This is a genomic window from Thiomonas sp. OC7, from assembly GCF_900634595.1.
GTDB classification, from domain to species: Bacteria; Pseudomonadota; Gammaproteobacteria; order Burkholderiales; family Burkholderiaceae_C; genus Thiomonas; species Thiomonas arsenitoxydans.
In genome coordinates this window covers 257,065-276,961 of record NZ_LR131953.1, presented here as the reverse complement: position 1 = coordinate 276,961, position 19,897 = coordinate 257,065, and the positions used below count along the sequence as shown (strand labels likewise).

Here is a 19,897-nt window from a genome sequence, read left to right as displayed (position 1 = left end):
TGGGATTCTATGAGCCTGGAACTCGAAACCGATGTGCCCCTGCGCGCATTCAACACCTTTGGCATCGAAGCCACGGCGCGGCGTCTGGTGCGGGTGCGCAGTGCGCGTGATGTTCGTCTGGTGGTCGATCATCCCGAATGGGGGCGTTCGCCCAAATTCATTCTGGGCGGCGGAAGCAACGTGCTGTTCACTCGCGACATCGACGATGCGGTGGTGGTGAAGACGGAAATTCGCGGCCTGCGCGTGCTTGAAGACGACGCCCGTTCCACCCTGATCGAAGCGGGCGCAGGCGAGCCCTGGCATGACGTGGTGATCTGGGCGCTGGAGCAGGGCTTTGCCGGGCTGGAGAATCTCGCCCTCATTCCCGGCACGGCGGGGGCGGCACCGGTGCAGAACATCGGCGCGTACGGTCTGGAGCTATCCGACCGGCTGGAGTCGGTCGATGTGGTCGACTTGGTCACCGGCCGCAGCGCCACCTTGCCTGCGGCACATTGTCGGCTGGGTTACCGCGACAGCATTTTCAAACGCGAACTCGCGGGCAAGTCGGTCATCACCGCCGTTCGTCTGCGTCTGCCCAAGCCCTGGACGCCTGTGGCGGGGTATGCGGATGTGGCGCGGTGGTTGCAGCGCGAGCGCATCTCCGACCCATCGCCCCACGACGTGTTCAAGGCCGTGTGCGCGATTCGAACCAGCAAATTGCCCGATCCGGCCCAGTTGGGCAACGCCGGAAGCTTTTTCAAAAATCCGGTGGTCAACCGCACCATCCGCAATGAAATCCTGGAAGAACATCCCGACATCGTCAGCTACCCGCTGGACGACGGCACCTACAAACTCGCCGCAGCGTGGATGATCGCCGCCTGCGGCTGGAAAGGAAAAACGCTGGGCAACGCGGGGGTGCATGAGCAGCAGCCCCTCGTTCTGGTCAATCGCGGCGGGGCTACCGGCGCCAACGTGCTGGAACTGGCGCGCGCGGTGCAAGACAGCGTCGAGCAGAAATTCGGCCTTCGCCTCGAGCCCGAGCCGGTCATTCTGTGATGCAGACGATCGTCGATTTTTTCGCCTTCCGCACCTTTGTCAGCCTGGATGTGCTGCGCGTGGTTTACGCGCTGGGCGCCATCGGCATGCCGATGCTGGCATGGGCGTTCTGGCTGTGGCTCGATCGTTTCGCGCTTTGGCGGTCGATGCGCGGCGTGTCAGCGTCTGCGGTTCGCCGGGTCGTTCCCAAGAGTTGGCGTCTGATCTCCGTTTTGTTGTTTCTACTGTGTTTTTTCTGCATGGAACTCATGTGGCGCATGATGTTTGAATTCATCATCGCCTATCTGCAGATGCACGAGGCCCTGCAATTGCTGTCACAACGCGCGGGCCTGCGCTGACTGCCAACTGGAGAGCTAGCCGATGACGCTACACACCATTTTGCGCATGGGCGACCCCCGGCTGTTGCGCGTCGCCAAACCGGTGGTCAAGGCGGATACGCCCGAACTTCACACCCTGATCGCCGATCTGTTCGAGACCATGCAGGCGGCCGGTGGTGTTGGCCTTGCCGCGCCGCAGATCGGGGTTGACCTGGCGGTGGTGATCTTCGGTTTCAGCCAAAGCGCCCGTTACCCGGAGGCGCCTGCTGTGCCGCAGACCGTCCTCATCAACCCGGAAATTTCAGTGCTCGACGATGCCGAGGAAGAGGGCTGGGAAGGCTGTTTATCGGTGCCCGGCCTGCGCGGCTGGGTGCCGCGCTTTCGCCGGATTCGCTACCGCGGCATGGATGCCTATGGCAACCCCATCGACCGCGAGGCCGAAGGCTTCCATGCTCGCGTCGTGCAGCATGAGTGCGATCATCTGATCGGCAAGCTCTACCCCATGCGCATCCGCGATTTCAGCCGGTTCGGCTTTACCGACGAGTTGTTTCCCGGGCAGGATATCGCTGACGACTGAGGGCGGTTTCCAAAGACCCAACTGAATGGATTTGCAAGCCCGAGCGATTCCGGGGAAATTCACCCGGGATGCCGCCAGCCACGCCAAGCAGCGACGCTCTGCAGAAACGCTCACTTACATCCCTGCTTTGCGTTGCATCAAAACTGCGTGCTAGAGTGTTGCCAGACTCGTTTGAGTCCAGGCCCTTCTAAAGCCGCAATCCGCCAATCGGGCAGCCCGAGCCGCGGAAGGATGTTTTCCCACTGAGCGCCGGGGTGCCCGGCAGACTGTGAGCGCATATGTTGATGCAGAAATTCAAAGCCAATTCCTATCTCTTCGGCGGCAATGCCCCGTATGTCGAAGAGATGTACGAGAGCTATCTCTCTAATCCCGGTTCGGTTCCCGACCATTGGCGCGAATACTTCGATGCGCTGCAACATGTGCCCGCGCTCGACGGCAGCAATGCGCGCGACGTCCCGCATGCCCCGGTGGTGTCGGCCTTTGCCGAGCGCGCCAAATCCGGCCCGATCCGCACCTTGCAGGCAGTGGCCGATGGTGAACTGGCGCGTAAACGGGTTGCCGCGCAGCAACTGATCGCCGCCTACCGCAATGTGGGAGTGCGTTGGGCCGATCTCGACCCGCTCAAACGCACAGAGCGACCGAATATTCCGGATCTGGAGCCGTCGTTCTATGGCTTTACCGATGCCGATCTGGAAACTGTGTTCAACGTCAGCAACACCTTTTTCGATCGCGAAAATCTGTCACTGCGCGAACTGCTCAACAACCTGCACGAAACCTACTGCGGCTCACTGGGCGCCGAGTTCATGTACCTCAGCGATCAGGACCAGAAACGCTGGTGGCAACAGCGGCTGGAATCCACCCGCACGCGCCCGGATGTCGATGCCGAGGCGAAAAAACATCTGCTCGAACGACTGACCGCTGCCGAAGGTCTGGAGCGCTATCTGGCGACCAAATATGTCGGCCAGAAGCGCTTTTCGCTCGAAGGCGGCGAGAGTTTTATCGTCGCCATGGATACCCTGGTTCAGCGCGCGGGCGCGCTGGGCATTCAGGAAGTGGTCATCGGCATGGCGCACCGCGGCCGCCTCAACGTGCTGGTCAACACCCTGGGCAAACGGCCGCAGGACTTGTTCGACGAGTTCGAGGGCAAACATGCAGATGACCTGCCGTCCGGTGACGTGAAGTATCACCAGGGCTTTTCCAGCGATGTGTCCACGCCCGGCGGCCCGGTGCATCTGAGCCTGGCGTTCAACCCGTCGCATCTGGAAATCGTCAATCCGGTGATCGAAGGCTCCACCCGGGCGCGGCTGGATCGGCGCGGCGACGCGCTCGGTGAAACGGTGTTGCCGGTGCTGGTGCATGGCGACGCCTCGTTTGCCGGGCAGGGCGTGGTGATGGAAACCCTGGCGCTGGCGCAGACTCGCGGCTACACCACGGGCGGCACGGTGCACATTGTCATCAACAATCAGATCGGCTTCACTACCTCCGATCCGCGCGATGCGCGTTCCACGCTGTATTGCACCGACGTGGCGAAAATGATCGAGGCGCCCATCCTGCATGTGAATGGCGACGATCCTGAGAGCGTGGCCTTTGCGACCAGTCTGGCGCTCGACTATCGCAAGCAGTTCCATCACGACGTGGTGGTGGACATTGTTTGTTTCCGCAAACTGGGCCACAACGAGCAGGACACCCCCGCCGTCACCCAGCCGCTGATGTACAAGAAAATCGCGGCGCATCCGGGCGCGCGTAAGGTCTATGCAGACCGTTTGGTGAGCCAAGGGGTGATTGCCGCGGCCGATGCCGATCAGTTGGTGCACGAATTCCGCGCCGAAATGGAGTCGGGCATCAGCCTGGAGCCGGTGCTCACCAACTACAAGAGCAAGTACGCGGTCGACTGGTCGCCCTACCTCAACCGCCGCTGGACCGACAGCGCCGACACGGCCCTGCCGATGACCGAGCTCAAGCGGCTGGCCGAGCGCATTACCACCGTGCCGGAGAATTTCAAGCTGCATCCGCTGGTGGAAAAGGTGATTGCCGATCGCGCCAAGATGGGCCGCGGCGAAATGCCGCTGGACTGGGGCATGGGCGAGCACATGGCCTTCGCCTCGCTGGTGGCCAACGGGTTTCCTGTGCGACTGTCGGGCGAAGACAGCGGTCGCGGCACTTTCAGCCATCGCCACTCGGTGCTGCACGACCAAAGCCGCGAAAAGTGGGACGTCGGCACCTACATCCCGCTGCAGAACGTCGCCGAAGGACAGGCGCCGTTCACCGTGATCGACTCCATTCTGTCGGAAGAGGCTGTGCTCGGCTTCGAGTACGGCTACTCCACCGCCGACCCCCGCACCCTGGTGATCTGGGAGGCTCAGTTCGGCGATTTCGCCAATGGCGCGCAAGTGCTGATCGACCAGTTCATCTCGGCTGGCGAAGTGAAGTGGGGCCGCGCCTGCGGCCTGACGCTGTTGCTGCCGCACGGCTACGAAGGGCAGGGGCCGGAGCACTCATCGGCGCGTCTGGAGCGCTATCTGCAGCTTTGCGCCGAAACCAATATGCAGGTCTGCCAGCCGACCAACCCGTCGCAGATTTTTCATCTACTGCGGCGGCAGATGCTGCGGCCTTTCCGCAAGCCGCTGATCATCATGACGCCCAAGTCGCTGCTGCGGCACCCGCATGCCAAGTCGCCGCTATCCGATCTGGCGAACAGCCGTTTCGAGGTGGTCTTGCCTGAGGTGGAAGAACTGCAGGCCGATAAAGTCAAGCGCATCGTGGCCTGCTCCGGGCGGGTGTATTACGACCTGCTGGCGGCGCGCGCCGAGCGCAAGATCGACGATGTGGCCATCATTCGTCTTGAGCAGCTCTATCCCTTCCCGCACAAGGCCTTTGCGGCTGAAGTCAAACGCTACCCCAATGCGCGCGACATCGTGTGGTGCCAGGACGAGCCGCAGAATCAGGGCGCATGGTTCTTCGTACAGCATCACATCCACGAAAACATGCTCGAAGGGCAGAAGCTCGGTTACGCCGGGCGGCCTGCCTCCGCATCGACCGCGGTGGGCTATTACGCCAAACATGCCGAGCAGCAAAAAGAGCTTCTGAGCGCGGCCTTCGGCAAGCTCAAAGGCTATGTGCTGACGCGCTGATTGATGACGGGCGGCGCGCGTACCGGCCGCCCCGAAACCCACAAAAAATCTTCTGACACCGTTCACTGGCCGCGCAGTTCCCGCAGTTTCCTTCCTCTCTCGCGGCCACCTTAAAAATACCGGACTCCATCATGGCGCTGATCGACATCAAAGTTCCCCAACTCTCCGAATCCGTGGCTGAAGCCACTCTGCTGACCTGGAAGAAAAAGCCCGGCGAACCCGTGGCGCAGGATGAAATCCTGATTGAAATCGAGACCGACAAAGTGGTGCTCGAAGTGCCCGCTCCCGAAGCCGGGGTGATGGCGCGGATCGTCAAGAACGACGGCGAATCGGTGACCAGCGACGAAGTCATCGCCAAGATCGACACTGAAGCCAAGCCGCAGACCAGCCCGTTGCCCGTGGCGCCGGTCAAGGCGGCTGAACCGGCTGCTTCGGCGCCGGCTGCGGTTGCGTCTGCAGTTGCGCCTGCGGCGCCCTCCGCAGGCGCGGCGGTGGCTATGCCGGCTGCGGCGAAGATCATGGCCGAGCAGGGCGTGAATCCATCAGACGTGGCGGGCACCGGGCGCGGCGGCCGCATTACCAAGGGTGATGCCTTGCAGGCTGCGGCTGCGCCCAAACCGCCGACCGTTCCAGCCGCAACGCCCGCGCCGAAACCGGCGACCGCTGCGGCCGCAATGCCCTCGCTCACCATCCCCGCGTTGCAGCCGGTGGAGGCCGATCTCGATCTCGCCGCCTACACCGACCGGCCCGAACAGCGCGTGCCGATGAGCCGCCTGCGCGCGCGCATCGCCGAACGGCTGCTGCAGTCGCAGGCCACCAACGCCATCCTCACCACCTTCAACGAAGTGAACATGAAGCCGGTGATCGACATGCGCAATCTGTACAAAGACAAGTTCGAGAAGCAGCACGGCGTGAAGCTGGGTTTCATGAGCTTTTTTGTGCGCGCCGCGGTGCATGCGCTGCGCAAGTTCCCGCTGCTCAACGCCTCGATCGACGGCAATGACATCGTCTATCACGGCTACTTCGACATCGGCATCGCCGTGGGCAGTCCGCGCGGGCTGGTGGTGCCCATTCTGCGCAATGCCGATCAGATGAGTTTTGCCGACATCGAAAAAGCCATCGCCGATTTTGGCGCCAAGGCGCGCGATGGCAAGCTGACCATCGAGGAGCTCACCGGCGGCACCTTCTCCATCAGCAACGGCGGGGTGTTCGGCTCGATGCTGTCCACGCCCATCATCAACCCGCCGCAGTCGGCCATTCTGGGCATCCACGCCACCAAAGACCGGCCCGTGGTCGAAGATGGTCAGATCGTGATTCGCCCGATGAACTACCTGGCAATGAGCTACGACCATCGCCTGATCGACGGCCGCGAAGCGGTGCTCGGCCTGGTGGCGATGAAAGAGGCGCTCGAAGACCCGGCGCGTCTGCTGCTCGATCTTTGAGCCGGGCGCCAAGCCAAGGCTTCATCCGCTTTTTCGCGTCGACGCGCCGCGTGCGCGCAACCAGGAAACCATCATGTCTTCGGAATTTGATCTCATCGTCATCGGCGCTGGCCCTGGCGGCTATATCGCTGCCATCCGCGCCGCTCAACTGGGCCTGAACGTGGCCTGCATCGACGCCTGGCGCAATGCCCAGGGCGGCCCGGCGCCTGGCGGCACCTGCACCAATGTCGGCTGCATTCCCTCCAAGGCGCTGTTGCAGTCGAGCGAGCATTTCGAGCAGGCGGGGCACGATTTCGCCGCGCATGGCATTGGCGTGAGCGGCCTGTCCATCGATGTACCCGTCATGCAGCAGCGCAAGGCCCAAGTGGTCAAGCAGAACAACGAGGGCATTCTCTATCTGTTCAAGAAGAACAAGGTCACGTTTTTCCACGGCACAGCCGCGCTCAAAGGCGGCAACGCCGACACCGGATGGCAGGTCGCCGTGACGGGCAAGGACGCCGAGCAGGTGCTGTCGGCCAAGCAGATCATCGTGGCGACCGGCTCGGTGCCGCGCAGCCTGCCCGGTCTGGACTTCGATGAGCAGCGCGTGCTGTCCAACGACGGCGCGTTGGCCATCGACGCCGTGCCCAAGACGCTGGGCGTGATCGGCGCGGGGGTGATCGGGCTGGAGATGGGCAGCGTGTGGCGCCGCCTCGGTGCGCAAGTCACCCTGCTCGAAGCCATGCCCGACTTTCTCGCCGCCGCCGATGCGCAGGTCGCCAAAGAGGCGCTCAAGCAGTTCACCAAACAGGGGCTGGCGATTCATCTGGGCGCGAAGATCACGGCGACCAAGGTGCTGAAAAACGGGGTGACCGTCGATTGGACCAACGCCAAAGGCGAAGCGCAGACGCTCAAGGTCGAGCGGCTCATCGTCTCCGTCGGCCGCAAGCCGAATACCGACTCGCTCGGTGCACAAACTATCGGCCTGCAACTCGACGAGCGCGGCTTCATTCAGGTGGATGCCGACTGCCGCACCAACCTGCCGGGCATCTGGGCGGTGGGTGATGTGGTGCGTGGCCCCATGCTGGCGCACAAGGCCGAGGAAGAGGGCGTAGCCGTGGCCGAGCGCATCGCCGGGCAGAAACCGCACGTCGATTTCAACACCGTGCCCTGGGTGATTTACACCGCGCCCGAAATCGCCTGGGTCGGACAAACCGAGCAGCAGCTCAAGGCCGCAGGCCGCGCTTACAAGGCGGGAAGTTTTCCCTTCATGGCCAATGGCCGTGCCCGTGCCCTGGGTGACACCACCGGATTCGTCAAAATGCTGGCCGATGTGCAGACCGATGAAATTCTCGGCGTGCACATCATCGGCCCGATGGCCTCGGAGCTGATCGCCGAGGCTGCCGTGGCGATGGAATTCAAGGCCGCCAGTGAAGACATCGCCCGAATCTGCCACGCGCACCCCACGCTGTCGGAGAGCCTGAAGGAAGCGGCGCTGGGCGTTGCCGGCCGCACGCTGAACTTCTGATCGGCGGCGCATGAACGTCACCGAGTATTTTGAGCAATCCCTGAGCGAGAGGGGCTTTACCGCAGACGCTGAGCAGCTCGCGGGCGTGGCCCGTCTGCAGCAGTGTTACGACGAATGGGTCGAGTACAAGTCGCGCCGGTCGAGCGCCATTCGCCGAGCCCTGGTGCATCCCGAACTGCCGCGCGGGGTTTACCTCTACGGCGGCGTGGGGCGGGGCAAGTCGATGCTGATGGATGCGTTTTTTGTCACCGTGCCGCTGCTGCGCAAAACGCGGCTGCACTTCCATGAGTTCATGCACGAGGTGCAGCGCGAAATGGCCGCCTTGCAGGGCACTGTCGATCCGCTGACCGAGCTTTCCAAACGCATTGCGCGGCGCTTCAGGCTGATCTGCTTCGACGAGTTTCACATCAGCGATGTGACCGACGCCATGATCCTGCACCGCCTGCTCGACGGGTTGTTCGATCACGGCGTGCAAATGGTTGCCACCTCCAACTTTCATCCTGACGATCTTTACCCTGACGGTCTGCACCGCGACCGCATTCTGCCCGCCATCGAACTCATCAAACAGAAAATGGACGTGGTCAAAATCGATGCCGGCGTGGACTATCGCCACAAAGCCCTGCGCGAACTCAACCTCTACATCACCCCGCTGGGAGACGAGGCGCAAGCCCGCATGGAACAGGCCTTCGAGCGCATGGCTTCGAGCACTGAAGAAGACCCGGTGCTGACCATCGAAGGCCGCGAAGTGCAGGCGATGCAACGCGCAGGCGGCGTGGTGTGGTTCAGCTTTCACGAGCTATGCGAAACCGCGCGTTCGCAAAACGACTACCTCGAACTCGCCAGCCGCTTTCACACCGTGCTGCTGTCCGACGTGCCGCTGATGACCGAAGATATGGCCAGCGCCGCGCGCCGCTTCACCCTGCTGGTGGACGTGCTGTACGACCGCCGCATCAAACTGATTCTGTCTGCCGCCGTGCCGCCCGAGCAGCTTTATGTGCGCGGGCCGCTCGACTATGAATTCACCCGCACCGTTTCCCGCCTGAACGAAATGCAGAGCGCCGAATATTTGCGCGAGGGGCGGCGCCAGGGCGAGGCCACGCTGGTATGAACGTCTTCCAAAAGGTTTTCCCAGTCGGGTGGGTGCTGATGGCTTGCCTGGGTTCGAGCGCAGCTCTGGCGGCGGCGCAGCCCACCTCGGCTCAAGACGCTGCGCAACAAGTGGTCTTGCAGCAGCAGCGCGCGCAGGTGCAGGCGGAGTACGCGGCGCAGCGCGGCGCCTGTCTGCAGCGCTTTTTTGTCAACGACTGCCTCGACGCGGCACGCGAGAAGGAGCGCGCCGCACTGGCCCCCATCGACACCGATCTGCAGGCCATCGCTCTGCGCGGCCGCCTGCGCGCTGCCGAAGACGAACTCCGCCGGGTGCAGGCGAATAGGGCCACCTCACAGCGCGGACAGCCCGACCGCGCACAAGCCGAGCAGCAGAGCGCGGCGCGCGAAGCCGACCTTGCACAGCGACAGCAGCAGGCCGCCCAACGCGCCGAACAAGCCGCTGCAGCGCCGCCGAAGACGCCTGCCACCGCCGCTGCGCCCGTGCCCACGCCTGCGGGGCGCCTGTTTCCGGCCCCTGCGCCGCAAAGCCAGATGAGCCCGGCGCAGCGCGCTGCAGAGATCAAGCAGGCGGAGGCCGACTTCGCCGCCAAGCAAAAGGCCTACGCCGAGAAGCAGGCCGAGCAGGCGCGACAGAATGCCGCCAAGCCGTCGGCAGCGCCGTTGCCGGTGCCGCCCCCCAGCGCACCATAGAAGAGCACGCGGGTGCGGCGGGCTACCATGCCCGCCTGTTCGTTCGGGCCATTCGGGCTTTTGCGCATGTTGATTGAATCTCCTCTTATCGCGGCGTTTACCCATCAATCCCCAGAGCAACTGCGGCTGCAGATCGGCATTCTGCTGGGCGTTGTGGCGCTGGGTGTGCTGCTGGGTACGGCGCTTGAAAAGCAGGTGCGCAAGCTGCCCAACTGGAAGACGGCGTTTCGCGCGACCTGGCGCTACGGCCTGGGATTTCCTGCGGTGGCCTTGCTGGCGCTGGTTCTGGTGCGGCATGGCTCGCATCTGCTGCTCAAACTGCCGCTGCTCAAACTGGCGCTGCCGGTGCTGGTGGTGCTGCTGCTGGTACGTCTGGCCGGCTCCGTCGCAAGGCAACGGTTTTCCAAGGATGGCGGCGTGCACTATCTGGTGCGGGTGGTCAGTATCGGCCTGTGGGTGACGCTGGCCCTGCATCTGGCAGGTGTGCTGCCTGAAATTCACGAAGCGCTCGATGCGCTGTCGATCTCCCTGGGCAGTCAGAGACTTTCCGGCTGGACCTTGCTCAAGGGCGCGGCGTCCATCGCCGTCACGCTACTGCTGGCGCTGTGGGTCTCGTCGCTGCTGGAAGCGCGGCTGATGCGCTCGCCGCTGGACGCCAGCCTGCGTCTGGTGTTCACCCGGCTGCTGCGGTCGGTCGTGCTGTTGGTGGCCATCCTCACCGCCTTGCAGATGGTGGGCATCGATCTCACCGTGCTCAGCGTGTTCGGCGGCGCTTTGGGCGTCGGCCTCGGTCTGGGTTTGCAGAAAATCGCAGCCAACTACGTCTCGGGCTTTGTCATTCTGCTCGAGCGCAGTCTGCGTGTGGGCGACAACGTGCGGGTGGAGACTTTTCAGGGTCAGATCATCGACATCAAGACCCGTTACACCCTGGTGCGCAGCGCCGGGGGTACGGACTCCATCGTGCCCAACGAAATGCTGATCGCCAACCGCATCGAAAACCTCTCGTATAACGACCCCAACGTCTGGCTCTCGACCACGGTCGGCGTGTCGTACGACACCGACGTTGAAAAGGCGCTGGTGCTGATCAAAGAGGCGGCGCAGTCCGTGCCTCGCGTCTTGCAAAGCCCCGGCCCGAGCGCGGTGCTCGATGCGTTTGGCGAAAGCGCCATCAACATCACCGTGGGTTACTGGATTGCCGACCCGGAACACGGCACACTGGGCGTGCGCGGCCAGGTCAATCTCGCCATCTGGCATGCGCTCAAACAAAACGGGATCGAGATTCCGTTTCCGCAGCGGGTTTTGCAGTGGGCGCCAGGCAAGGAGCCAGCCGCGCAGGCTGCAGAGCGCCAATAGCGAGCGCAGGCTCCCACGCAAGGTCTGCGAAAGGCGTCTGCTGCAGCATGTTGTCGAGACAAGGAGACCGATATGCAAGACGCTGACCTCACCCCCAATCGCGCCAACCACGCGCCGCTCACGCCGCTGATCTTTCTGGATCATGCCGCCGACCTTTATCCGCAGCGCTTGGCCGTCCTTCACGGCAGCCTGCAGCGCAACTGGGCGCAGACGCGCGAGCGCTGTCGACGGCTGGCATCGGCCCTGGTGCGACGGGGTCTGCAACGCGGGGATGTGGTGGCGGTCATGCTGCCTAATGTGCCGACCATGGTGGAAGCGCATTTCGGCGTGCCCATGGCCGGGCTGGTGCTCAACACCCTCAACACGCGGCTCGACGCCGAAGCGCTGGCGTACATGCTGCTGCACGGCGGCGCCAAGGCCGTGCTGGTCGATCCTGAACTGGCGGTCGTGATGCAGCGGGCCGTGGCGCTCGCGGTGGAGCAGGGTCTGGCGCCGCCGCTGGTGATCGACGTGCCCGATCCGGAGTTCGTGCCCGGCGGCCAAGGCATCGGCGCGCTGAATTATGAGGCGCTGCTCGCAGAAGGTCTGGCGAGCGAGGCGTTGCCCGATGTGGCCGACGAGTGGGATTCGATCTCCTTGAATTACACCTCCGGCACGACCGGCAAACCCAAGGGCGTGGTGTACTCCCATCGCGGCGCGTATGTGAATGCGGTGTCCAATATTCTCGAATGGGACATGCCCAAGCACCCGGTCTATCTGTGGACTCTGCCCATGTTTCATTGCAACGGCTGGTGCTTTCCGTGGACGGTGGCCGCGCGGGCCGGGGTCAACGTCTGTCTGCGCAAGGTCGAGGCGCAGGCCATTTTCGACCGCATCCGAAGCGCGGGTGTAACGCATTACTGCGGCGCCCCGATCGTCCACAATCTGCTGGTCAATGCGCCCGCCGAGATGAAAGCCGGCATTCACCACGCGGTGCGGGCCATGGTGGCCGGAGCCGCGCCACCCGCGGCGCTGATTGAGGGGCTCGAAGCCATGGGTTTCGATCTGACTCACACTTACGGCCTCACCGAGGTGTATGGCCCGGCGACGGTTTGCGCCAAACAGGAGTCTTGGACTGAACTGCCGCTGCCCGAGCGCGCGCGTTTGAATGCGCGTCAGGGCGTGCGCTATCACCTGCAGAATGCCGCGACCGTGCGGAACTCAGACACCCTGGAAGAAGTGCCGCACGATGGGCAAACCCTGGGCGAAATCATGTTTCGCGGCAACATCATGATGAAGGGCTATCTGGGCAACCCCGAGGCGACCGAGCAGGCTTTTCATGGCGGCTGGTTTCACAGCGGCGACCTCGCGGTGGTCGATCCCGACGGCTACATCAAGATCAAGGATCGCAGCAAGGACGTCATTATTTCGGGCGGGGAAAACATCTCCAGCATCGAAGTCGAAGACGTGCTTTACCGTCATCCCGCTGTGCTGGTGGCCGCCGTGGTGGCCATGCCCGATCCGAAATGGGGCGAGAGTCCCTGCGCGTTTGTCGAACTCAAGCAAGGCCGAACGGTGACCGAAGAAGAAATCATCGCGTTCTGCAAAGCTCACCTCGCAGGCTTCAAAACGCCGCGCAAAGTGGTGTTTGGCGAGGTGCCCAAAACGTCCACCGGCAAGATTCAGAAATACGCCTTGCGCGCGCAGGCGCATTCCCGCGAGGCGATTGATCTGTAGGAATCCGCTTTGAAAGCGGCCCTTCCTGATTCCGCCAAAGGTAATGGGCCCTTTGCGCGGGGCTTGATTTGCGGCCGCGTCCGTCGTTACACTGACAAAAACGAACGGTCGTTCTATTATGGGTCGGTCAGTCCGTTCAGGTCAGGGCGCTGCCTATACTGACCCCACACAACAAACCCTACTGGAGCAATTGCATGAAAGTGCTGGTCGCGGTCAAGCGCGTGGTGGATTACAACGTCAAGGTGCGGGTCAAGTCGGATGGCAGCGGCATCGATACCGCCGGTGTGAAGATGAGTATGAACCCGTTTGACGAAATCGCCGTGGAAGAAGCGGTGCGGCTCAAGGAAAAGGGCGCGGCAACCGAGATCGTCGCGGTAAGTTGTGGTGTAGCCGCCTGCGGCGAGACCCTGCGCACCGCCATGGCGATCGGCGCCGACCGCGGTGTGCTGGTGGAGAGCGAGGCCGAGTTGCAGCCCCTGGCCGTGGCCAAGCTGCTCAAGGCTGTGGTCGAGAAAGAGGGTGCGCAGTTGGTCATTCTGGGCAAGCAGGCCATCGATGACGATTCCAACCAGACCGGGCAAATGCTGGCTGCTCTGCTGGGCTGGTCGCAGGCTACCTTTGCCTCGAAAGTCGAACTCGACGGCGCGCAGGCGAAAGTCACCCGCGAGGTGGATGGCGGTCTGGAGACGATCGCGGTCAAGCTGCCCGCCGTCATCACCACGGACCTGCGGCTCAACGAGCCGCGCTACGTCACTCTGCCCAACATCATGAAGGCGAAGAAAAAGCCGATTGATACCCTCAAGCCGGAAGAGCTGGGCGTGGATGTGAGCCCGCGACTCAAAACGCTGAAGGTTGCCGAACCGCCCAAGCGCGGCGCGGGTGTGAAGGTGCCCGATGTCGGCACGCTGGTCGACCGTCTGAAGACCGAGGCCAAGGTCATCTGACCTGCCTTCCCTGAGCGGCTTTTCGCAAGCAACCCATTCGAGGATTTTTCCATGACCGCACTCGTCATTGCCGAACACGACAACCAGGTTCTCAAACCCTCCACCCTCAACACCATTGCCGCCGCGCTGCTGTGCGATCCCCAAGTGCATGTGCTCGTTGCCGGACAAAACTGCGCAGCGGTTGCCCAGGCTGCCGCGCAGGCTGTCGGCGTGGGCAAGGTGTTGTGCGCCGACGCGCCGCAACTCGCCGCGGGTCTGGCGGAAGCCAGCGCTGCGCAAGTGCTGGCTTTGGCGCCGTCCTACAGCCACATCCTGGCGCCGGCCACGGCCTTCGGCAAAAACATCGCCCCGCGCGTGGCGGCCCTGCTCGATGTGGCGCAGGTTTCCGACATCATTCATGTGCACAGCCCCGATACTTTCGATCGCCCCATCTACGCTGGCAACGCCATTGCCACGGTGCAAAGCAGCGACAAGATCAAGGTCATCACCGTGCGCACCACGGGCTTCGACCCGGTGGCCGCGACCGGCGGCACGGCCGAGGTGAGCGGCGTTGAAGCCGTGGCCGATGCCGGGCTGTCCAGCCTGGCCGGGCGCGAAACCACCAAGAGCGAGCGGCCGGAACTCACCGCGGCGAAGATCATCGTCTCCGGCGGGCGCGGCCTGGGCAGCAAGGAAAACTTCGAGGCCGTGATGACCCCGCTGGCCGACAAACTCGGCGCTGCCATGGGCGCCAGCCGCGCGGCGGTCGATGCGGGCTATGCCCCCAACGACTGGCAGGTGGGGCAAACCGGCAAGATCGTCGCGCCGCAACTCTATGTGGCCGTGGGCATATCCGGCGCCATCCAGCATCTGGCCGGCATGAAAGACAGCAAGGTCATCGTCGCCATCAACAAAGACGAAGAAGCGCCGATCTTCGGTGTGGCCGATTACGGTTTGGTGGCCGACCTGTTCACCGCCGTGCCGGAAATGGTCAAGCAGATTTGAGGCTTAAACCCCGCTCGTTCACAACGTGTTGACACCCGCCGACAGCCGCGCAGACGGCTGCTCCACAAACATCCCCAGACGGAGACTCGCATGACCTATACCGCCCCCATCCGCGACATGATGTTCGACCTCGAACATCTCGCAGGCCTGGAGTCCATTTCCAAACTGCCAGGCTTCGAGGACGCCACCCCCGACACGGCGGCCGCAGTGCTGGAGGAATGCGGCAAATTCAACCGCGATGTGATCGCCCCGCTGAACCGCGAGGGCGACCTCCATCCCAGTGCCTGGGCAGACGGCAAGGTGACCACCACCCCGGGGTTCAAGCAGGCGTTCCGGCAATTCGTCGATGGCGGCTGGCAAGGGCTGCAACATTCGGCTGAATTTGGCGGACAGGGTTTGCCCAAAAGCATCTCGGCGGCCTGCACCGAAATGCTCAACAGCGCCAACCTCAGTTTCGCGCTGTGCCCGCTCCTGTCAGACGGCGCCATCGAAGCCTTGCTCACCGCGGGTACCGATGCGCAGAAGCAGCGCTACATCCCCAAGCTGATCTCTGGCGAGTGGACGGGCACCATGAACCTCACCGAGCCGCAGGCGGGCTCTGATCTGGCGCTGGTGCGCAGCCGCGCCGAGCCGCAGGGCGACGGAACTTACCGGCTGTTCGGCCAGAAGATTTACATCACCTATGGCGAGCACGACATGGCGGACAACATCGTCCATCTGGTGCTGGCCCGCCTGCCGGATGCGCCGGCGGGGGTCAAGGGCATTTCGCTGTTCATCGTGCCCAAGGTGCTGGAAGACGGGCGGCGCAACGACGTTTGGTGCGCCTCTATCGAACACAAGCTGGGTATCAAGGCCAGCCCGACGGCGGTGCTGATTTACGGCGACGGCAAGGGCGAGGTGGGAACCGGCGCGATTGGCGAGCTGGTGGGCGAGGCCAATCGCGGGCTGGAATACATGTTCATCATGATGAACGCGGCCCGCTACGCCGTGGGCCTGCAGGGCATTGCCGTAGCCGAGCGGGCTTACCAAAAGGCGGCGGCCTATGCCAAGGATCGGGTGCAGTCGCGCCCGGTGGACGGCAGCGCGGCGCAGTCGGTGAGCATCGTGCATCACCCCGATGTGCGCCGCATGCTCATGACCATGCGCGCGCTCACCGAAGGTTGCCGCGCACTCGCGCTGGTGGCTGCCAGTCTGCACGACGTGGGCCGCGCCCATCCCGATGCCGGACAGCGCGCTGCGCACGAGGCGGCCTACGAGTTTCTGGTGCCGCTGGTCAAGGGCTACTCGACAGAGATGAGCATCGAGGTGGCGAGCCTGGGCGTGCAGGTGCACGGCGGCATGGGCTTTATCGAAGAAACGGGGGCGGCCCAGTATTACCGCGACGCCCGCATACTCACCATCTACGAAGGCACCACGGCCATCCAGGCCAATGATCTGGTGGGGCGCAAGACAGTGCGCGATGGCGGCGCCCTGGCGCTGCACTTCGCCGCGCGGGTGAGCAAGGTCGAAGAGGCGCTCACGGCCACGGGCGATGCGCAGGCCGTGGCCATGGCCGGCCAGCTGCGGCAAGCCCGCGAGGCGTATGCGCAGGTGGTGGCGTTTGTCGCGGCGCACGGCAAGTCCGACCCCAATGCGGTGTTCGCAGGCAGCGTGCCGTATCTGATGCTGGCGGGCAACCTGATGGCCGGTTGGCAGATGGCGCAAAGCTGGCTGGCCACGCGCGACCTTCCGGCGGATGAAGCCGCCTTCGCCCAAGCCAAACGGGCCACCGCTGCGTTTTACTGCGCCCACATCCTGCCGCGCTGCGGCGGTTTGCGCGACGCAGTCTTGAGTGGCGCCGACAGCGTGATGGCCCTGCCGGTGGAGGCGTTCTGAGATGAGTCTGCCCGCCATTCTTTCCAAGCTGCGGCTGCCTGTCATCGGCTCGCCGTTGTTCATCATCTCCAATCCCAAGTTGGTGATTGCGCAATGCACCGCGGGCATCGTCGGCAGTTTTCCCGCGCTGAATGCCCGCCCGGCGTCGCAGCTCGACGAATGGCTGGCCGAAATCACGGAGGCACTTGCCGCGTGGAACGCGGCCCATCCCGACCAGCCCGCTGCGCCGTTCGCGGTCAACCAGATCGTTCACCGCAGCAACGAGCGCTTGGAGCAGGACATGATGCTTTGCGCCAAGTACCGAGTGCCCATCGTCATCACCTCGCTGGGCGCACGCCCCGAAGTGAATCAGGGCGTGCATGGCTGGGGCGGCATGGTGCTGCACGATGTGATCAACCAAACCTTTGCGCACAAAGCGGTGGAGAAGGGCGCAGACGGTCTCATTCTGGTGGCGGCAGGCGCCGGCGGACACGCGGGCACGCAATCGCCTTTTGCGCTGGTGCAGGAAACCCGGCGCTGGTTCGACGGGCCGGTTGTGCTTTCTGGCGCCATTGCCCGTGGCGACTCGGTGCTTGCCGCGCAGGCCATGGGGGCCGATCTGGCCTATATCGGCAGCGCCTTCATCGCCACCGACGAGGCGCGCGCCGGCGAGGGCTACAAGCAGATGATCGTGGACAGCAGCGCGCAAGACATCGTGTACTCCAGCCTGTTCACCGGCGTGCACGGCAACTACCTGCGCGGCTCGATTGCCGCCGCCGGGCTCGATCCCGACCATCTGCCCGAGGGCGATCCGAGCAAGATGGATTTCGCCGCCGCCATTGGCGGGGCCAAAGCCTGGAAAGACATCTGGGGCTGCGGCCAAGGCATAGGGGCCGTGGGCCGGGTGCAGCCCGCCGCAGACTTGGTGGCGCAACTGCAGCGGGAATACGAAGCCGCGAAAAAGAGGCTCTGCGTGCGCTGAAGCTCCGACAGCTCGCCTATAGTGGCGTAGTCCGAAGCACGAATCTGGAGACACCCCATGCGTGCACATCATCATCGCCCGCAGGCTCAGCCTGAGGCGCCGTCACCCCCCAACGCCGCGCAACTCGCCGGAGCGCGCACGTTTGCCGAGTTTTATCCGCTGTATCTGGCCGAGCACCGGCTGCCGCTCACCCGCAGACTGCATTTCGTCGGCTCGACCCTGGCGCTGATCTGCCTGTTTTTTCTCATTTTCACCGCCAACCCATGGTGGCTGCTCGCGGCCGTCATCTGCGGCTACGCTTTTGCCTGGGCGGCCCACTTTTTTGTCGAACACAACCGTCCGGCGACGTTCAAGCGCCCGCTGTTCAGCTTGATGGGCGACTGGGTGATGTGGTGGCAGATGCTGACGCATCGGCTGTGAGGGGCGGTTCTGATAGCAGTTGGGCCAGACTCCAGTCGCGCTCTTCATCGCTGAGCATGTGACCAAGCAGGGCCGAGGTGTGAGTGGCGCGCTTTTTATCGAGCAACAGCACGTCGATCAATGGCCCAAGGGGTGTGGACTCGGGGTTGCAGAGCAGCGCCCAGCGCGAGGGGCTGCGGGGCTTGGCGGCAATCTTGCCGATCCAGCCCAGACGTTCCAGCACGGTGAGCAGGTCTTGCAATTGCAGGGGATCGATGCGCAGGCGCTTGGAGAGTTGATCGGCGGGCAGGCCGCAATCGGGTGCGAGGCGCGCGCCGTGGAGCAGCTTGAGCACTTGCACCGCGTTGAGAAACTCGGCGCCCGCATAGCCGTCCAGCCGGATCGCGCGCACACGCAGCGAAGGCAGATAAGCCGCAATCATGGCGCCGACCAGCACGGCGATCCAGCTGAAGTAGATCCATAACAGCAGCAAGGGCAGGGCCGCGAAGGTGCCGTAGACCGCGGTGTAGGTGGTGACGGTGGAGAAATACCAGGCCAGCGCCCGCCCGCCCAGACTGAAGGCCAGCGCGGCGACGAATCCGCCAATGAGCGCGTCGCGCCAACGCACTTCGGTGTTGGGAATGAAGCGGAACAGCGCCGCCAGCGCCACAGCCATGACGGCCCACGAAGCAAAGCTCAGCAAAGCGCTGGCCCCGCCGGGCAGGTGATGCAGCAAGCCGCGGTGTGCGCCAGCGACAAAGCTCATCAGACCGATGCTCGCGCCCAGCACCAGTGGGCCGAGGGTGAAACCGGCCCAGTAGAGCAGCACGCGCTGCGCCAGCGAACGGGGCCGCGGGGTGCGCCAGATGGCGTTGAGCGCACGGTCGACGGTCAGCATCATCGAAGTGGCGGTGACGATGAGAAAAACCACGCTGACCACTCCGAGGCTCTTGGCCTTGGCGGCGAAATCGCTGAGGTAGTGATACACCTTGTCCGAGATGCCATCGGGCAGCATGGTTTGCGCCAGATGCGCCTGGATCTGCCCCTGCATTCTGTCGAACGCCGGAAACGCGGTGAACACCGCCAGCACCACGGTGAGCAGGGGCACCAGGGAGATGAGGGTGGTGAAGGTGAGACTACCCGCGGTTTGCGCCAGATTGTCCTGAGCAAAGCGTCGGGCCAGGGTGCGCAGGCTTGCGAGCAGGGTGTCGGAGGGGCGAAGGCGGGGCATGGCAATACGATAGCGGCATGAAAGACATCCTGATTCTGTATTACAGCGTACACGGCGGCACCCGCACGCTGGCCGAAAGTATGGCGCAAGGCGTGGCGCAGGTGCCGGGGGCGCTGCCGCGGGTGCGTACCGTGCCGCGGGTCAGCACCGTGGCGGAACAGACCGCACCGTCCATTCCCGACGACGGGCCGCCTTATGTGGAACTGAGCGATCTGCAGGAGTGCGCCGCTCTGGCGCTGGGCTCGCCCACTCGGTTTGGCAATATGGCCGCACCGCTCAAATACTTTCTCGACCAGACCTCGGCGCTATGGCTTTCGGGCGCTCTGGCGGGCAAGCCGGCGGCGGTGTTCACCTCTACCGGCATGCTGCATGGCGGCCAGGAAAGCACGCTGCTGTCGATGATGCTGCCGCTGCTGCACCACGGCATGCTGATCGTCGGCCTACCCTACACCGAGACGGGGCTGATGACCACCCGCGGCGGCGGCACGCCCTACGGCGCCAGCCATCACGCCGCGCCCGATGCCAGCCTGCCGGTGAGCGAAGAGGAAAAGCGCCTCGCCTTCGCGCTGGGGCAACGGCTGGCGCGAGTGGCGCTCAAGCTCGCGGCAGATTGAACCGAGCGCAT

Annotated in this window: 17 protein-coding genes; 16 read left to right on the top strand and 1 reads right to left on the bottom strand. The window is 63.8% G+C overall.

The genetic code is table 11. The features are described 5' to 3' along the window. The first annotated feature begins 9 nt into the window (after positions 1–9). The 15 genes from murB to BIO17B3_RS01285 all read left to right on the top strand — a co-directional run bounded on the left by murB (position 10) and on the right by BIO17B3_RS01285 (position 18,062). Positions 10–1,035, top strand: coding sequence for a UDP-N-acetylmuramate dehydrogenase (murB, locus tag BIO17B3_RS01355; RefSeq protein WP_156052703.1), 1,026 nt, complete (start codon positions 10–12; stop codon positions 1,033–1,035). Continuing rightward, positions 1,035–1,373 (top strand): DUF4282 domain-containing protein, encoded by a 339-nt coding sequence (locus BIO17B3_RS01350; protein WP_156052702.1) that lies wholly within the window; start codon positions 1,035–1,037, stop codon positions 1,371–1,373. The genes murB and BIO17B3_RS01350 overlap by 1 nt, the downstream gene beginning before the upstream one ends. 22 nt (positions 1,374–1,395) lie before the next feature. Beyond that, positions 1,396–1,929 (top strand): peptide deformylase, encoded by a 534-nt coding sequence (def, locus tag BIO17B3_RS01345; protein WP_156052701.1) that lies wholly within the window; start codon positions 1,396–1,398, stop codon positions 1,927–1,929. A gap of 278 nt (positions 1,930–2,207) precedes the next feature. Further along, positions 2,208–5,060, top strand: coding sequence for a 2-oxoglutarate dehydrogenase E1 component (locus BIO17B3_RS01340; protein WP_156052700.1), 2,853 nt, complete (start codon positions 2,208–2,210; stop codon positions 5,058–5,060). Between the two features lie 131 nt (positions 5,061–5,191). Beyond that, complete coding sequence (gene odhB / locus BIO17B3_RS01335) at positions 5,192–6,502, top strand: 2-oxoglutarate dehydrogenase complex dihydrolipoyllysine-residue succinyltransferase (protein WP_156052699.1); 1,311 nt, start codon at positions 5,192–5,194, stop codon at positions 6,500–6,502. Positions 6,503–6,575: 73 nt separating this feature from the next. Beyond that, the gene (gene lpdA / locus BIO17B3_RS01330) at positions 6,576–8,009 is read left to right on the top strand and encodes a dihydrolipoyl dehydrogenase (protein WP_156052698.1); all 1,434 of its coding nucleotides are present in this window, start codon (positions 6,576–6,578) and stop codon (positions 8,007–8,009) included. Between the two features lie 10 nt (positions 8,010–8,019). Next, positions 8,020–9,117 (top strand): cell division protein ZapE, encoded by a 1,098-nt coding sequence (gene zapE / locus BIO17B3_RS01325; protein ID WP_156052697.1) that lies wholly within the window; start codon positions 8,020–8,022, stop codon positions 9,115–9,117. After that, positions 9,114–9,809, top strand: coding sequence for a hypothetical protein (locus BIO17B3_RS01320; RefSeq protein ID WP_156052696.1), 696 nt, complete (start codon positions 9,114–9,116; stop codon positions 9,807–9,809). Before zapE ends, BIO17B3_RS01320 begins: the two co-directional genes overlap by 4 nt. Positions 9,810–9,875: 66 nt before the next feature. After that, on the top strand, positions 9,876–11,162 hold the full coding sequence (locus BIO17B3_RS01315) for a mechanosensitive ion channel family protein (RefSeq protein WP_232054147.1): 1,287 nt from the start codon (positions 9,876–9,878) through the stop codon (positions 11,160–11,162). A gap of 72 nt (positions 11,163–11,234) precedes the next feature. Further along, entirely contained in the window at positions 11,235–12,878 is a 1,644-nt protein-coding gene (locus BIO17B3_RS01310; protein WP_156052694.1) for an acyl-CoA synthetase, read from the top strand. A 194-nt stretch (positions 12,879–13,072) separates the two neighbouring features. Continuing rightward, positions 13,073–13,822, top strand: coding sequence for an electron transfer flavoprotein subunit beta/FixA family protein (locus tag BIO17B3_RS01305; RefSeq protein ID WP_156052693.1), 750 nt, complete (start codon positions 13,073–13,075; stop codon positions 13,820–13,822). 51 nt (positions 13,823–13,873) lie between these two features. After that, positions 13,874–14,806, top strand: a complete 933-nt coding sequence (locus tag BIO17B3_RS01300) for an electron transfer flavoprotein subunit alpha/FixB family protein (protein WP_156052692.1) — start codon at positions 13,874–13,876, stop codon at positions 14,804–14,806. A 90-nt stretch (positions 14,807–14,896) separates the two neighbouring features. Beyond that, on the top strand, positions 14,897–16,681 hold the full coding sequence (locus BIO17B3_RS01295; protein ID WP_156052691.1) for an acyl-CoA dehydrogenase: 1,785 nt from the start codon (positions 14,897–14,899) through the stop codon (positions 16,679–16,681). Position 16,682: 1 nt separating this feature from the next. Beyond that, positions 16,683–17,642, top strand: coding sequence for a nitronate monooxygenase family protein (locus BIO17B3_RS01290; RefSeq protein ID WP_156052690.1), 960 nt, complete (start codon positions 16,683–16,685; stop codon positions 17,640–17,642). Between the two features lie 57 nt (positions 17,643–17,699). Beyond that, entirely contained in the window at positions 17,700–18,062 is a 363-nt protein-coding gene (locus BIO17B3_RS01285; RefSeq protein ID WP_156052689.1) for a DUF962 domain-containing protein, read from the top strand. On the opposite strand, the gene BIO17B3_RS01280 is transcribed toward BIO17B3_RS01285, so the two are convergent. Then, positions 18,007–19,272, bottom strand: a complete 1,266-nt coding sequence (locus BIO17B3_RS01280) for a YihY family inner membrane protein (RefSeq protein WP_156052688.1) — start codon at positions 19,270–19,272, stop codon at positions 18,007–18,009. The genes BIO17B3_RS01285 and BIO17B3_RS01280 overlap by 56 nt on opposite strands. A 17-nt stretch (positions 19,273–19,289) precedes the next feature. Between BIO17B3_RS01280 and wrbA the strand changes: the two genes are divergently transcribed. Beyond that, a complete protein-coding gene (gene wrbA, locus BIO17B3_RS01275; RefSeq protein ID WP_156052687.1) occupies positions 19,290–19,886 on the top strand; it encodes an NAD(P)H:quinone oxidoreductase in 597 nt (198 codons plus the stop codon). The last annotated feature ends 11 nt before the right edge of the window (positions 19,887–19,897 follow it).